The sequence below is a fragment of the Enterovibrio norvegicus genome (genome assembly GCF_002876705.1).
In the GTDB taxonomy this organism is placed as follows: Bacteria; Pseudomonadota; Gammaproteobacteria; order Enterobacterales; family Vibrionaceae; genus Enterovibrio; species Enterovibrio norvegicus_B.
Genome location: NZ_MDAG01000007.1, coordinates 192,714 through 208,341, shown reverse-complemented (window position 1 = coordinate 208,341; position 15,628 = coordinate 192,714). Strand labels below are relative to the sequence as shown.

The 15,628-nt window shown below is 43.9% G+C and carries 13 protein-coding genes; 7 read left to right on the top strand and 6 right to left on the bottom strand.

Features of this window, described 5'->3' with window-relative positions:
* Positions 1-28 precede the first annotated feature (28 nt).
* Entirely contained in the window at positions 29-607 is a 579-nt protein-coding gene (locus BCT27_RS04020) for a DedA family protein (protein ID WP_102319233.1), read from the bottom strand.
* Between the two features lie 303 nt (positions 608-910).
* Between BCT27_RS04020 and BCT27_RS04015 the strand changes: the two genes are divergently transcribed.
* The 3 genes from BCT27_RS04015 (at position 911) to lhgO (ending at position 6,811) form a co-directional block, all read left to right on the top strand.
* Positions 911-1,273, top strand: coding sequence for a nucleotide pyrophosphohydrolase (locus BCT27_RS04015; RefSeq protein ID WP_017010468.1), 363 nt, complete (start codon positions 911-913; stop codon positions 1,271-1,273).
* A gap of 338 nt (positions 1,274-1,611) precedes the next feature.
* Positions 1,612-5,487, top strand: coding sequence for an EAL domain-containing protein (locus BCT27_RS04010; protein WP_198597505.1), 3,876 nt, complete (start codon positions 1,612-1,614; stop codon positions 5,485-5,487).
* 124 nt (positions 5,488-5,611) lie between these two features.
* The gene (gene lhgO / locus BCT27_RS04005) at positions 5,612-6,811 is read left to right on the top strand and encodes an L-2-hydroxyglutarate oxidase (RefSeq protein WP_102395098.1); all 1,200 of its coding nucleotides are present in this window, start codon (positions 5,612-5,614) and stop codon (positions 6,809-6,811) included.
* Between the two features lie 534 nt (positions 6,812-7,345).
* On the opposite strand, the gene BCT27_RS04000 is transcribed toward lhgO, so the two are convergent.
* Positions 7,346-7,714 (bottom strand): S24 family peptidase, encoded by a 369-nt coding sequence (locus tag BCT27_RS04000; RefSeq protein ID WP_241908496.1) that lies wholly within the window; start codon positions 7,712-7,714, stop codon positions 7,346-7,348.
* Between the two features lie 100 nt (positions 7,715-7,814).
* Complete coding sequence (locus BCT27_RS03995; protein ID WP_102395097.1) at positions 7,815-8,927, bottom strand: hypothetical protein; 1,113 nt, start codon at positions 8,925-8,927, stop codon at positions 7,815-7,817.
* A gap of 80 nt (positions 8,928-9,007) precedes the next feature.
* On the opposite strand from BCT27_RS03995, the gene BCT27_RS25590 reads away from it, so the two are divergent.
* Positions 9,008-9,169, top strand: a complete 162-nt coding sequence (locus tag BCT27_RS25590) for a hypothetical protein (protein ID WP_198597504.1) — start codon at positions 9,008-9,010, stop codon at positions 9,167-9,169.
* A gap of 15 nt (positions 9,170-9,184) precedes the next feature.
* Entirely contained in the window at positions 9,185-9,328 is a 144-nt protein-coding gene (locus BCT27_RS25585) for a hypothetical protein (RefSeq protein WP_198597503.1), read from the top strand.
* Positions 9,329-9,390: 62 nt separating this feature from the next.
* Here the strand turns inward: BCT27_RS25585 and BCT27_RS03990 are convergent, their stop codons facing one another.
* The gene (locus BCT27_RS03990) at positions 9,391-9,717 is read right to left on the bottom strand and encodes a hypothetical protein (protein ID WP_102395096.1); all 327 of its coding nucleotides are present in this window, start codon (positions 9,715-9,717) and stop codon (positions 9,391-9,393) included.
* Positions 9,710-9,919, bottom strand: coding sequence for a hypothetical protein (locus tag BCT27_RS25460; protein WP_157939231.1), 210 nt, complete (start codon positions 9,917-9,919; stop codon positions 9,710-9,712). Before BCT27_RS25460 ends, BCT27_RS03990 begins: the two co-directional genes overlap by 8 nt.
* A gap of 326 nt (positions 9,920-10,245) precedes the next feature.
* Between BCT27_RS25460 and BCT27_RS03985 the strand changes: the two genes are divergently transcribed.
* Both BCT27_RS03985 and BCT27_RS03980 read left to right on the top strand, forming a co-directional pair.
* Positions 10,246-11,709 carry a KAP family P-loop NTPase fold protein gene (locus tag BCT27_RS03985; protein WP_198597502.1) on the top strand — a complete coding sequence of 488 codons (1,464 nt, stop codon included), beginning with the start codon at positions 10,246-10,248 and terminating at the stop codon, positions 11,707-11,709.
* 390 nt (positions 11,710-12,099) lie between these two features.
* Positions 12,100-12,717 (top strand): recombinase family protein, encoded by a 618-nt coding sequence (locus BCT27_RS03980; RefSeq protein ID WP_102395095.1) that lies wholly within the window; start codon positions 12,100-12,102, stop codon positions 12,715-12,717.
* 205 nt (positions 12,718-12,922) lie between these two features.
* On the opposite strand, the gene BCT27_RS03975 is transcribed toward BCT27_RS03980, so the two are convergent.
* Entirely contained in the window at positions 12,923-15,397 is a 2,475-nt protein-coding gene (locus BCT27_RS03975) for an SIR2 family protein (protein WP_102395094.1), read from the bottom strand.
* Positions 15,398-15,628: the final 231 nt, after the last annotated feature.

Below are 15,628 nucleotides of genomic sequence, written 5' to 3'. Positions count from 1 at the left end.
GCTGGCGATGTTTTTTCGTCAACCAGTTTTAATCTGTGCAAACTGTTTTCTCCTTGAGCTTTCTGCCCGCCACCCGATTCACGACAAACAGGGCGATGAGGGCAAGTGGAATCAATCCCCAACTCACATTGCGATTGATCCATTCAATTTCTCCAAGCTGATAGACCGCGGTAAAAATCAATGCGGTCCATATAGCGGTAGCGGCAATAACAGCCATTAAGAAGGGACGCAATCCAACCCTGAAAAAGCCACTTAAACAGAAGCCAACGAATCGGAGACCGGGAATGAATCGGATAAGGAAAATGTTGCCAAAAGCATGCGTTCTTAATTTTCTTCGAAGGAAACGAACACTTTGTTTGGTGAGCAGAAATCCTCTTAGCGCCCGCCATTTTCTGGCCCAGAGCCCTAAGCCATAGAGCCCGAGATCGCCCGTGGCGATGCCTACAAAAATGGCCAATAGTGCGAGCGGCAATGACATGACTTCTTGAGAGGCGGCAACAGCGGCAGAAATTATCGCTAAGTCTTCTAATAAGTAAGACAGCAAAATAACCGCAAAGAAGAGCGTAAGTGGGGAATACGTAAGCAAGGTTGCTGTCGTTTCGTTCAAAATAACTGCCTATATCTCATTCACAACTAAGAGAATAGACAGGTAATAACAGGAAACCCTTTCATATTTTTGTGAAAGTATGAGAAATCACAAAAATGGGACATGAAACGTCAGAATCATGTGCCACGCACTAGATTTTCAACACCCTGAATTCCATCAGCAATATGAAATAAAGCCCGTCTACCCAAGTGACTTGAGACGCTAGGTTTTAGAGGGTGTAAATCACATGCGAGGTAAACGGTTCTCTCCGTCTTTAAGACGTGCCACACTGTGTGTCTCAATCAGTATTTCGACGGTTAAACAATGAAAGACATCACAACTAACCCCATTGAGCGCCTTCAATCTGACATGGCGGAATTTGCGAAAGAACGTAATTGGGAACAATTCCATAACCCTAAAAATCTGGTGATGGCGTTAAGCGGCGAAGTGGGCGAACTGGCTGAGTTGTTTCAATGGCTCACACCCGAACAAGCGGAAAATTTTCCGGCAGAAAAGCGCCAAGCACTAGAGCATGAACTTGCCGATGTTCAACTGTATTTATTGCGGATTGCTGATCGCTGTGGCGTTGATTTGATTGCAGCTTGCGATGAGAAAATTGCCCACAACAGAGCAAAATACCCTGTCGATAAATGCTACGGCAGTACAAAAAAATACACAGAATTGTAAGCAACCCGCCCCTTACTCATCCGTCTCCTGAGCGCTTTGCTACACCCTTGCCAGTTCAACCCCTGCCAGTTAGGTTGAACGGCTAGTCACTCGCTTCTTGCACCAAACACATCTTCCCCAAATAACCATGCCCGGCGGATTACGCGCCTCATCTTTGAGACTTGAGCTAGACTTTACATGTAATTAGCCGTATCACCATTACCGCGCTTCACTCCATGAGTGGAGCGTTTTGATTATTGGCGCATCGTTAAAAACCGATATTTCGATGTGTAAGCAGTGCTCATGGTAATGCGTTGATGTGTTTTTCATGGCGACAGCGCCAACCAAAAGAATTGGGTATGTCCAACACACCACAGAACGCCAAAGACTTGTTCCCGGAAAATGCCCTGATAAGCCGTCTTACTCTGGTGTTTTTGGGTTGCCTACTTTCTTCCCTTTTCGCGATCTATCTATTGCGCCAACCTGACAGTGCTGCTTTTATCTGGTTTGCCAATGGATTTGCCATTGCCGTCATCACGCTTGCGCCAACCTCTCAACGATTCTCACTTATCTGTGCTGCGTTCATGGCGATTTTGAGCGCCAATTTATTGTGGGGGGATGACATTCTCCAAAGCCTGTTTTTGTCAGCTGCCAATACCGCTACCATCACCGTAGGAATGATCTCGCTTTCTTTCGCGACAACACGCGGCGACCCTTTCTTTACGCAACGCGCCTTTCGGTACTTTATCGGTCTAACCGTTCTGCTTACCCCATTAACAGGGGCATTCTTAGGCGGGTACACCTTGCATTTGGCGTTGGCAGTGCCCTTCAATACATTAGCGACAGCGTGGTATCTCGGCGATGTCATTGGTTTTCTCGCGATTACCCCTATGACCTATGTGTTGCTCAAACGGCCTCAATTAAGCCCCACGGTGGCGATGAACCCTCGCGCTGTGTTGCTCATTGTCGCCGCCGTCATGTTCAGTGGTTGGCTGATCACGGAAATCCACTTTCCCTTCATCGCTATCGCGGTCATTCTCATGCTGACAGGGGCAATACTCGATAGGCTTCCTGCTTTTACCACCACCTTTTTTGTCTCGTTGGTGCTCGACTTTCTGCTCGTTAAGCACTCGTTCATTATCACAGCAGGTACAACGGACATTGGTACGATTGAGCTTCTCATCCCCATTGCTGGTGCCATGTTGCTTGGTATGGCACTGGCCGTAAAATCTGCCAACGTGAGACAAATACAAATGCAAAGCGACGAAAAGGCCTCGCTTTTTAGTAATGCCATGCAAGCCTCAGTGATCGGCATGGTGATCGTGTCTCCCGATGGAAAAATACTGAACGCCAACCGCAGCTTTACGGAGTTTTCGGGTTTCAGTGAGACAGAACTCGATGTGAGGCCATTCAAGCAACTCATGTTCCCTGCAGACAAAACCCTCATCGATGAAAAGGTCTCGGAGCTCGCGAGTGCGAATATCGACGACTTCCACATGGAGCTACGCTTCTTACGAAAAAACAAAGATGTATGCTGGGCAAGAATCGCGGTGTCTGCGGTGAGAGAAGCGTGGAGCAACGACGTTATCCACTTCATTTTCCAAGTGCAGGACATCGATAAACACCGCCGATTAGAAGCCGAACGGCAACTTTGGGCGAAGAAGTTTCAGTTTGCGCTCAGTTTCAATAAATTGGCCATCTACGAGTTGGAATGTCACACAAAGTACCTGCACTTTTCGGACAACTCGCTCCCTATCATAGGGATATCAATGGGCGCGGTTCACCGCTTATACGAATGGATGGCGCGTATTCACCCTGATGATCTGCATGAATACCAACATGCCATCGCCAACGTTGGTACCTCGAGTGTCACACTGGAATACCGCCTGCTGGATGACAACCAATGCTATCGCTGGGTACGCGATTGTTGTCAGCCATTGCAAGATGAAGAAGACAGTGGAACAAAAAAACGTGTGCTCGGCACCATCGCGGATATTACCGCCGAACGCGAGGCACTAGAGAACATCAAACATGTCGCCGAACGCGCCGATTTAGCCACCAGCGTGGGGAATTTCGGGGTGTGGGAATATTGCCCGAACACTGGAAAACTGATTTGGGATGCATGCATGCGTGACCTTTACGCATGCCAAGATGCTGAGTTGGTGTCCTTGCCTTGGTGGCGCGAACACGTCCTCCCAGACGATATCGCCGCGTTCAATAAAATCCTACCCAATCAATCACAGTCGCAAGCCGACAGCGAAGTGGATGCCGCGAGCAACAGAACAGTGTCCACCACGTTTCGAATCGCATTAAAAGACGGACAGATTAAGCATATTTATGCCTCTGGCAGCCGTGTTCTCGACGATCAGGGGCAACCTCGTATCGTTGGTTTAAACACAGACATTTCAGATGTCATGACACTCAACCACACATTGCGCACTGAAAAAGACAGGTTGAGCTTAACCTTGCACACGATGGAAGATGGCATCATCACGCTCGACGCAGCCCACCGAGTCACTTTTATTAACGAGCGCGCCCGCCAATTGTCTCGCCTTCACAGCGATGTGATTGGTGTGAACATTGAAAAATGCATCACCTGGTACACCGATGATGCCGAAACGCCCTTCAATGCCTTGCTGGAACAAGCCTCCATCTCGCTTGCAACAGCCCAAGCACACAAGCATTTCACGTTGCATCTTGGCTCGATATCAAGCCCGTCACTGACGTTAACGATCGCGCCCCTATCCGAGCCATCGCCTTGCGCCATACAAACAACGATTTCTTCGCTTTCCTCGCCTTCACTCGCTCGCCCGAGTCTCAAACTGGTCGGTTGGGTTCTCACCTTACGTAAGCAAGAAAATGCAGCAAACAATGCGACATTGCCAAATTTCAGCGCCACCCATGATTACGTAACAGGCTTGATGAACCGACAAGGGTTAGAGCTTGCCCTTCACAATCATGCGGAAGAACAAATGCTTCAACGCGGGGATCATACGCTCGCTGTTCTTCGAATAACGGGTCTTGACGAAATAGAGCGACATGCGAGTCGCCCAGCCAAAAACCAAATACTGAAATCCGTCGGCTTAACCCTTCGCGCGGCCGCTAGACAAAACGATCTTCTGGCTAAAATCAGCGACGATGATTTCGCCATTTTGCTCAGAGGGTGCCCGAAAACCAAAGCACATGATTTTTTGAAAGATGTAACAGAAAGAATCGAGCAATTGCATTATCAAACCACCCCTTCTAACAACAAAGACAATGCCTTATATGTGTCATGCGTTGTTGGTTTAACGTCTGCCAATGCGTCAGATATCGCGCCTTATCACATCATTCATGAAGCAGAATTTGCGCTAGAAAGCGCATCGACGTCTGACAACATTCGGATTTCAAATTACAGCGAACTCGTTGGTGCAGACGCCGAATCTGGACAAAACGCCCTGTTCGATCGCCTTGATTCCGCCATTTCATCCTCCTCATTCAGTTTGCTCTGTATGCCGATTGTGCCAAACCACAATGGACTCACCACATGGCATGAAGTGCTGGTAAGAATGATCACCGAGGAAGGCGAACTGCTTGCTCCGAAATCCTTTATAGATTCTGCGGAACCGGCAGGTCGTTTGAATGACATTGAACGCTGGGTGTTTAACGAAGTCTTGGTGACACAAGCTGTCGCATTGAAAGATTGCCAACTGTTTGTCGCCATCAACCTGTCTGAAACCGCCTTCTATGATGACACCTTCATCAACGATATCGTCGGGCAAATCAAACGCAGTGCGTTGCCCGCTAGGCAGTTATGCATAGAAATTGAAGAAAGCACTTTGATGAAAGATGTCATCAAAGCCATCAACACTGTGGCGACGTTTCGTAAAATCGGCTGTCACATTGCCGTGGACAACTTTGGCTCTGAAATGGCGTCATTTAGCTATTTGAGGAAATTTGATATCAGCATGGTGAAAATTGATGGGGACATGATTTCGCTCATGCGCTCAAGCCACGTAGACAAGAAAATCGTTGAATCAATCAAACACATTAGTGAGTCACTCAATGCCATTACAGTCGCGCAGCGGGTCAATAAAAACGCTGACTTAAATCTGGTGCAGGAAATGGGTATTCATTACACCCAAGGCTTTGTGTTTGGCGAACCCGTGCCCCTGTCTCGTATGATCTCGTCATCCAAAGCGGGACTGCTCAACCCGCAAGGTTATGTTTCCTCCCACCGAAAATCCGCAGGATAGACGCGCTTCCTTTTCCTTTGTCGCCGTGTATCACACCCTGAAAACAGACACCTTTCACTCAGCCTCGTTTTGGCTTTCAATCTAGGTTCAGCATTCCACTTGAAACAAAAAACAGGACGACACCATGATCAGTTGTGACTATTTGATTGTTGGCGCGGGCATTGTAGGGCTCAGCGTCGCAAATGAACTTCAACAACGTCACCCTGATAAACGTGTCGTCGTGGTGGATAAAGAACCTGCCGTTGCAAGTCACCAAACAGGCCGAAATAGCGGCGTGATCCATGCTGGTGTTTACTACACACCGGGCAGCTTAAAAGCCACGTTTTGCACCGAAGGCAACATCGCCATCAAGGCCTTCTGCCAGCAACATGGCATCGCGTTCGAAGAATGCGGAAAACTGCTCGTTGCCACCAACGACATAGAATTAACGCGCATGCAGGCACTAATCACTCGCGCGGAACAAAACGGCTTGGCGTTTGAGGTGTTGGATGCCAATGAACTGCAGAAACGCGAACCCAATGTGAAAGGCGTAGGTGCGATCTTTGTACCCTCAACGGGCATTGTGAGCTATCGCGAAATCTGCCAGAAGCTACATCAACTCATCGAAGACAATGGCGGGCAGGTTCACCTCGATAGCTCAGTCAGTTATTTGAAAGAAACCGAGGAAGGCATCACCGCTGTCGCGGGGGATCATACCTTTCACGCCGATCGCATTGTTGCGTGCTGCGGCGTGATGTCAGACCGCATTGTGCGCTTGCTGGGTGAAACACCGGACTTCCAAATCATTCCGTTTCGCGGTGATTACTTCCAGTTAGCGCCCCAGCACAACACCATCATCAACAGCCTGATTTACCCCATTCCTGATCCTGCATTGCCGTTTCTTGGCGTTCACCTCACCAAGATGATCGATGGTTCTGTCACCGTCGGCCCTAACGCCGTATTGAGCTTCGCCCGCGAAGGCTACGACCGCACATCGTTCAACATGCCAGACACCATGGACATGCTCGGCTTCCCGGGTTTTTATAACGTGATCCGCCGAAACTTCCTATCTGCCATGAAAGAGCTTCGCAATGGGTTGTGGAAATCAGGCTATTTGAAAGAAGTGCAAAAATACTGCCCGTCACTGACCAACGATGACCTAAACACCTACCCGTCAGGCATTCGCGCCCAAGCGGTATATCAAAACGGCGACTTGGTAGATGATTTCTTATTCCACCAAACAAAACGCGCCCTCGTGGTGTGCAACGCCCCCTCACCCGCCGCCACGTCATGCTTTCCGATTGCGCGACATGTGGTTGATACGTTGGAGGAGGAGGGAGAATAAGGCCGAGGAGTTAGTTACGGAGGCTATATCTGATAGCAGGTGAACGCACTTTTGATCTGCGCCCTTGCCAATCCAGCCCTTATAGTGCCCCCAATGAACAAAGACGTTGCGAAGCGCGGTTTGGCTTAGTTAAACCGCTGGAGAGACGTGTGAAATAAAGCATAGTTGTCCGAAGGGTGCTGATAAATTTGCGTTTTACGTTGCATCTTTTTACATGCTTTTCTCAAATATTGAAGCTTATCCGCACTAATCGAATAGATAAAAAACGCGTCCCATTTGGCTATGATCTAAATCAATGTATTTGTCCCATCGTGATCGTTTAATCATCACATTGGGAGGGAGAGAAAACCACTCAAGATCATGATATTAAATAAAAAAAAGCCCCGCATTTTATGCGGAGCTTTAATTAAAAGGAACCCGTATGACAGAAATCATCGAATTTCTTTTGGCCATTACTGGAGTGATTACCGCACTCACAGGCCTTTTGAAAGTTTACATGTCAAACAAATAGGAGAGCTAACCCCATATCCGCATTTACCCTAAGAAAAACAACGAAAAACGTTGCATTTTTTGGCGCTGAGAATAGGGTTTTCTTAGAGTGTCTGTCCCCCTATTTTCCAGAAGTCGACGAGGGACATCAAGCAGCTTGCAGATAAACTCGCCGTTTAAGTTCGCTACAATCACATCGCCATCTCTGGCGGTAACGTGACGATCAACAACCAAGATATCGCCGTCGAAAATCCCCACACCTTGCATAGACTCACCCGACGCTTTACCAATAAAAGTCGCGCTTGGATGCTCAACCAGCAGCTCAGCCAAGCTCAAAGGCAATTGACGGTAATCGCTGGCTGGCGATTCAAAACCAGTGATACCGGCACTGGCAAACATAGGGATAATGTTCATATTCCATACTGTTTATATACACAGAATTTATTCTAGCGTTTTTCGTCTCACAAGCAAGAGCTAGGTTTTCTGACAGGGGAAGTTTTGAGCACTTAGACGACTAACTGGATAACACACCTGTTTCCTTGAAACGCTCAAAACGATCTTTAACTAGCCCTTTAAAATCAGGGTATTTCGCGAATGTATCAGCTATTTCTTGAGAAGATACTCCGGCTTTAAACAACTCAGTTTGGATATTGGTAAACAAGTTTATAAACCAAATGGTTTCTAAGGTTAGCACTCCCTCAGAATCAGAGTAAGGAACTCGTAATATAACAATGTTTTTCCGAAGTTCTTCGATGGATATGAGTCCACCTTGACGCCAACGATCAAAACGTTTTTTTATGTTGGAGGTGTCGGGTTTAATCAATTCAAGTGAATCACTTTTAACGGGGTTTTCGAGTATGTTCGGGTCTCCCAACTGAGCACGAGCAATATCACCATAGAGTTCCGTCCATTTGATATCGTCTTTGTGGTATCGATCCTTTGCCCATCCCTTTTTCACATTGGTGAGATAAACTTCAACCGATGGGGAAAAAATAATATTTGGTTCCTTTACTCTATTGACTGGCAGACATTTGCTAAGTTTAGAATAGTCATCGCTTCCCATCTCAACTTCGAGAAAAAGCTCGTACAACGCACTCCAGTACATAACCATATAAATGGCATATGTAGCGCCCTCTTCCAACGACGGCTCAGATAGGTTTATTCTTTCAACTAGCAACCACTCCTTGAGATACGAAGACATGTTGCTTAAATCTTCTGAGCCATAATTTTCTTTGATAAATTGATACTCAACCTCAGTATGCGCATCAATAAATGGCCAGAAATATTTGAGTTCGCCGGCACTACCAAAACCATTTTTAAATCCAGCAATCGTGGTCTTAACTTGAAACCAAGCATAGGCATGTTCCGGATTTACTCCTTCACTGAAATGCTCAATATTTCCCTGCCATTCTGTCCCGAAATATTGGGAAAATGACTCCGAATTAAAACCTTCTTTTCTGAAGTTGCGAAAGAACTGGTGGTCATGGGTAATACTTTTATCCTGCCTTGTCACTCTCGCCATCTTCACCAATAAGTCAGATTCAGACTTAACTGCTTTGGTAGATGTGAGCAGCAATTTAGGGAGTTGGTTAAACAACAATCCCGCGTTCGTAAACTCATCCAACATATTTCAGCGAAATGTCCCTTTTTTATGAGTTTGTTAAAAGCAGAATATGACTGAACCCAAACAAAAGAAAGGACATCGTTATGAGCAACATCAAGCCACAATACAACCAATCCAATATACGAAATGCGAACAAAGGCAGTTCAGGTGTGAACAAACAGAACTCTCAGGTTCATGGGAACCGAAGCAAACAACTTGCAGAAAACATACATAAAAACGAAAAGCGCAACGAGTCGGCAAGTTAGCAGAGGGAGAGCAATATGAGTAGCAATCAAATTCAGTGTGCTGAATGTTATTGTACGCTCTACTTTACTGGAGAGAATGGTATATCTGGCATCACAGGCGAAGTTTGCGATAGCTGTGAAAAAAAACGCATCCAAGATGAATATGATGATGACGAGTAAGACCAATTTTTAAAAACAACAGACATAGCTTTCAAAGCTATGTCTGTTCACTATTTCGCTTCTTAAAGCCTAGTATTCAGGCCCGTTAGCTCACTGAACACCCCTTCTAACATATCGCAATACACCCCCGGCTGACTGCCCAACTCAGGACATTCAAACGACTGGCGGCACAGCTTAAACGCCGTAACGGTATAAATATCGGACGGATCCAACACCACCCGAATGCGATTAATGCCCCCTTTCGCAAACCGCGCAGGCAAATCAAACTGCAGCCCTGGCGAATCCAGCGCAACAAACTGCCTCGCCCCCGTCATAGTCATAAAGCGGTTTCCGCCAAGTTGGCCAAGAATGGTTTTCGCGATGGTGCGGTAATATTCTGAATCAGTCATTTTCTTGCCCCCACGCTTCCGCCGCATCCATAAAACATTCCAGATCTTCGACCGTGCGAATGGCCCAGCCGTGCTGATTAAGCGCCACATTCAGCGCCCACACTACTTGCTGAACATTCGGATTAATCGCCCGTAACCGTTCGTGAAGACGGTAAAGCCCTTCATCCATGACTTCTGCCTGGAACGGTAACAGCCCCCTCATCGTTGTAGAGCCTGAGTGATGCAACGGAGATACGTTGCTCGCCGGCTGCGCCTTAGCAGCACTTAGGCGCAGACGGTGAAAGCTTTTGATCTGCTCTGCTTTGACTGGCCCTGATCGTGACCCGAATGGGCCAAGACGTTGCGAAGTGCGGTTAGGCTTGGTTGAACCGGCGATACAAGGGAGGAACGACCGCCGGAGAGACGTGTGAAATTGAGCATGGTTGCCCGAAGGGTGCCTTAACCCCAAAACCACAAGAAAGCTATTGATTTGAAGGTAAAGTTCGAAGATAAACAAGCCACCATATTAAATAATACCAAGAGCCTCACATGAGTAACCAAGCCTATAAAAACGCCAAATATGGCAGTTGGATGCAAGACTACACATTCGATAACTGCAAGCTAGACAGAAAGCAATATGGTGAGTTTTTAGCAAACTACCTTAACGGAGAGCTTGATGGTTTTGTCCTTAATCTCAATGGAGCTTGGGGAACAGGTAAGACAGAGTTTCTCAAACGTTTGTACACTCATTTACAAACCCAAAAGCACCCCGTTGTCTACATTGATGCTTGGGAAAGTGACTTTTCAAAAGACCCACTTACTGTTGTTGCTAGTGAGTTGCTGAACCAGCTCGAAGCACTAAATGATGGTATTGGCAATGATGAAACCATGACTGCGGTGAAGTCATTCGTGGGTAGAGCACTAAAAGGAACTGCAGTCGCTAGTGCGGGATTCATTAGCCACAAACTACTGGGCGATGCAGGCATTGGCATGGAAGGGATAAAGACATTTGTTGAGGGTGACCAAGATAACTATGTCGACAATTTGAAAGACCACTACTCAAACCAAGTAGAAGCTATCGCCAACATCAGAGAGAAACTAAGCGTTTTAGCTGAAGTTTTAGAGCAGAACTACGACGCAAAGCTTCCAGTCATCGTTCTCGTAGACGAACTTGACCGATGCCGACCAAGCTATGCGATCGAAATGCTAGAAATAATAAAGCACTTTTTCACAACGAAAAATTTCGTCTTCGTAATTGGTAATGATACTGAACAGCTTAGTTGTTCGATAAAAGCCGTATATGGTATTGACTTTGACTCAAAACAATACCTGAAACGCTTCTTCAATAGACAAGCTGCACTTCCAGCACCCGATATTCATAAGTACATAGAAACCAAGCATCTAGAAATCATATCGTTTGACAATATTCACTTGTTTCCAATATATGGCCATGTAACCAGCGAAATTGACCTGATTCGACGCACAATGGCAGATATAGCAAAGGGTTATGATTTAAAGATTAGGGACCTAGACCAGCTATGGGCAAAGGTAAAATCATGCCTCGCACATATCAACGCCTCAAATCCGGATAAGCCCGGAAAACACTATGTGAATATCTGCGCACTGATTATCGGGCTTATTGAGCAAGATAAAGGATATAGAGCATTCAGTGAGAGAACAAAGCACCAGTGTGCTCATGAAATACCACCTAATAATTTTTCAATCGAAGATGACCTAACGATCAATGATCTAGTGAAAGGTTCCATGAGGTATGTAGTTAAAAGCCTTGAGAATATTAGAGACCCATATGGGGACTGGACTCAAACGCACGTTTTGCCCACATATATCTCGTACAAACAAGAAGTTCAGACGACAAACTGCTCAGATGTAAGACGCAATTTTTTTAATACCTTAAATGATGCTAAACAAAACGCAGAACAAACAACGACCAGAAAATACTGGCTTTGGGAAGACTTGAAAAAGGTCATTGAACTAGCAGGACATATTGAATGATATGGGCCATTTGGTTTAACCACCAAATGGCCCACTCTCACTACTTCAGTTTTGATTTCAGACACCGACGAAGCAACTCAACCTCCATCAAAACTTTAAGCAATGAGAATGCTTCACGCAAAGGCTCGAAAATTTCATTCATTTTTGTCTCCTTCTTTGTTTAGACATAGAAAGAGTACCGACTGATTGACGGATTTTTTCCTGCTAACACCTCTAAATATCTACGTTAACAAGAAAGTGGTGAGCGCATGATATGTATTATTCTTTTGTGTATACCCCAACGCGACCACCCTACCCTGATACAAAAACTGGCAATGTGACCACTTAAATGCGACACTCCTTATTGCGACCACCTAAATGCGACGCTGGCCAACTTCAGGGAGACAAACCATGTTTATTCGCGCTTACCTTCGCGCCTCGACCGATGAACAAAATGCCGAGCGGGCAAAAGCCGCCCTCGACCAGTTCACCCAAGAGCATGGCCAACGCATTGCCAGTTACTACATCGAAAACATCAGCGGCGCCCAACTTGACCGCCCAGAGCTCAACCGCCTGCTCACCGACACCCAAGAAAGCGATATCCTGCTCGTTGAACAAATCGACCGCCTGACACGCCTTAACGACCACGACTGGAAACAGCTCAAGCGCATGATTGAGGAAAAAGGCATACGCATTGTCAGCATGGATGTACCAACCAGCTGGCAGGCGCTCGACAACAACGCCCTCACCCACAATGACCCCATCATCAAAGCCGTGCTCGATGCGATAAACAACATGCTGATAGAGCTGATGGCGGCGATGGCCGGAAAGGACTACGAAACCCGAAGAGAACGCCAGCGCCAGGGCATCGAAACCGCCAAGGCCAACGGCAAATACAAGGGAAAACGAGCCGACGCCGAACGGCACCAGAAAGTGAAAAGCTTTAGAGAGAAAGGACTCAGCCTGAGAGAAATCGCAGAAGCGACCAGCTATAGCCGATCGCAGGTGTGTAGGATATTGGCTAGCTAAATTTTGGACAATTCCGTGTCAAACTTTATATGCGAGAGTGCTTACTTCGAATAAGTTGGGATTGAGAAAATCGATCTAATAGCTGTTCACTGAGTGAGCTTTGGCTGCTGACGCAGCCAATAGTATTTGAGGAGTAAAACTCTACTAAGTCACTCCTAAAAAGAGAAACTCGGTTTCATAAACATTCGAAGAAAAGCATAGTTGACTATACCATTTCGCAACGAGGTGCGGATATTTCAGCTATGATAGTTCTAAGCATTTTAATAGAAGTATGAATGAAATTAACCCTATCAGTCTGAATGGAAGAATCAATTGCTTTTAAAGCATCTTCTAACATCTTTTTACAAGCATGCTCAAACATCGCTTTCTTACCAGGAGATAACTTTCCATATGATTCCGCGTAAAACTTCTCATATTTTAAAACCTGTCTGAACTTATGGTTATCATTAGCAATTTTTAGTAATAACGCATGGCTTTTTTCAAATTTTTCCGCAATATCTTTAGGATGTAAATAGCTGTCACACGCTTCCATTAAATATAGCCTAGCCTGCTGTGTATCTATATTCTCAGTGTGATAATCATATGTACTACTAGCTCGTTGTGCAGCGAATTCATAAGCAGAATTTAAGTGTCCCTGAGCAGAGAAAGTATCACCAAAGCTAAGTCTACACATTGCATATTGCACCCAATAATGTGGGTGATATCTTAACCAAGTACACTTCCTTTTAAGCTCTACAAAATAGTTATTAAGTGAGTTCTGTTTCTGAGGAATTAGTTTTTCAATATTTCCAAATGTCTTTAACTTTGCATGTAGTTTTTCTAGGTGAGCATCATCACTACCATCAATTCTCTCCATCATTTCCAAACAGTTTTCAACTATATACCCATCACTAAAAATACTATTTACTATAAATAGACTTAAAATGCTTGATTTTGTTTTAATAGTATTATCTCCACCTACTGAAAATAGTGTGGCGAAAGCTTTTGTTCTTTGAAACCCAGCAGTGAATATATCTTCATTACCTGCAATATCACTAATATTCCCTAACTCTTTTCTAATGTTAAATATGTCACATAATGCTATAGAGAAAAGAGTTTTTTTGTATCGTTCTTTAGATGTAATCTCTTCAAGTAAATAGGTAATACGCTCCTTAATATCTGGACTTTTAAGTAAGTCTAATAATACATTTGAAAGTTGCCCACCGTAATTTCCTTTTATTAGCTCAATTTTTCTCTTTCTTTTCCATCCTGTATACTGTTTCCATAGGTTTTGATCTTCAAGTATAGTTACTAATTGCTCTATTTCTGATTCGACAAGAATATCTAATGATAACATTTTAATATCAATGTTATTTTCATTAAGTATACTTATACACTTTAATGAGTTTGAAGAACGATTAGATAGTAGAAATGTTATATTATTTGGAGAGATTGATGTGTAATACTCGAAAAATTCATCCTGATTAATTGCGTCGTCGATAATTAATATATGCTCACCGCCTTTTGTAAATATATCAAGATCCTTACAGGGCATACCGTCAAAATTAGTCATTTCCCAAACATTATATCCATATAATGATAAGGTTGAGGCAACTTGATTGAGAAGCACAGACTTACCATTACCTAAATCACTCTGAACAAAAACATTCTTCTTTGATATTAATGAGTCACATATGTAGGTAATGCTTTTCCGCTCAAACATATAAGGGACTTGGAATGCTTTTCTAACGATAGTATCAATATCTTGATTTTCATATTTCCCATAGAGAAGCATTGATTGTGTCTGGATATCATTTAGGCTACTATCTATTTCAATAGGAATACGTTTAGTAAAACACTCTGGTAATGAAGTATCAGATGTATCCACTACAACCTCAGTCACTAGCTTTCCAAATCCTTCTGTACCTATTTTTGAAACATAACCATAATTAGATAACTTATAAGTTAATTGATGTTTAGCTCCATCATGTACAATAAAGTAAGTTTTCCCAGCTAAATGCGGACGATCATTAAGGATTTTTTCCAAATCAAAGTCATATAAGGAATAACCAACAAAAATAATAGCAGCGCTATTCTCCAAGTCTCTATTAAAAATAGTTCTCCATTTTGAGTTAAGGAAAAAATCTGCTGATAAATATGATGAATCAGATAGCCTTATTTTGTAGTCTAAGTCTTTTGCTACTGCGTTTTGAATTGAACCATTTAAGTGGATACAAATTTGCGCATCATTCTTAATATAATCGTTTGGCTTATCCATTAAAGAAAGAGATTCTATTCTCTTTTTATTTTTCAGGTAAGAAAGCTCTACGCTATTGTCATAATTTGTAGTGTATATTCTTCGCCAAGGAATGCTACAAATGTTTACATTAGCTTCAGAAGGAGAAACGAGGTTGAAATTTTGCCTAAGAACTTCAAGCACGTCCTCTGCGTCCCCGTACTTCAAACATATATCTGATGTATATTTCAAATCAGTTGTTGATTCCAAACCAAAAGTTTCACATAATTTTTCTGATAACTCGGAAGCTAATGGAGGCTTGCCACCGCTGATATTTTCACAATCTAATGAGAAACCAGCACCAGTAATTAGTACAGCATTTCCTGATGATAAACGGTTTTTTAGTTTAGTTAAGTCTACTTCAGGAGTAGCAAGCTTTGATAGGTCTAAACCTTTAAAGTTCATAGTAACCTTTTTCTAATTATATTTTAATGTACAACAGGGGATTTTCATGATTCATTCAGGGTTACCTCTGCACATATTTCTCATAATGCGAAATAAATTAATTTAAAAAATTCAATAAGGAAAAAGATACTTAAGGATAGTTTTTTAATAATTAAAACCCGATATTAATAATATCTAAATTTCGCGGAGCAATTATACTATACATTTAATGATTCAATTTTTGACTTTGAT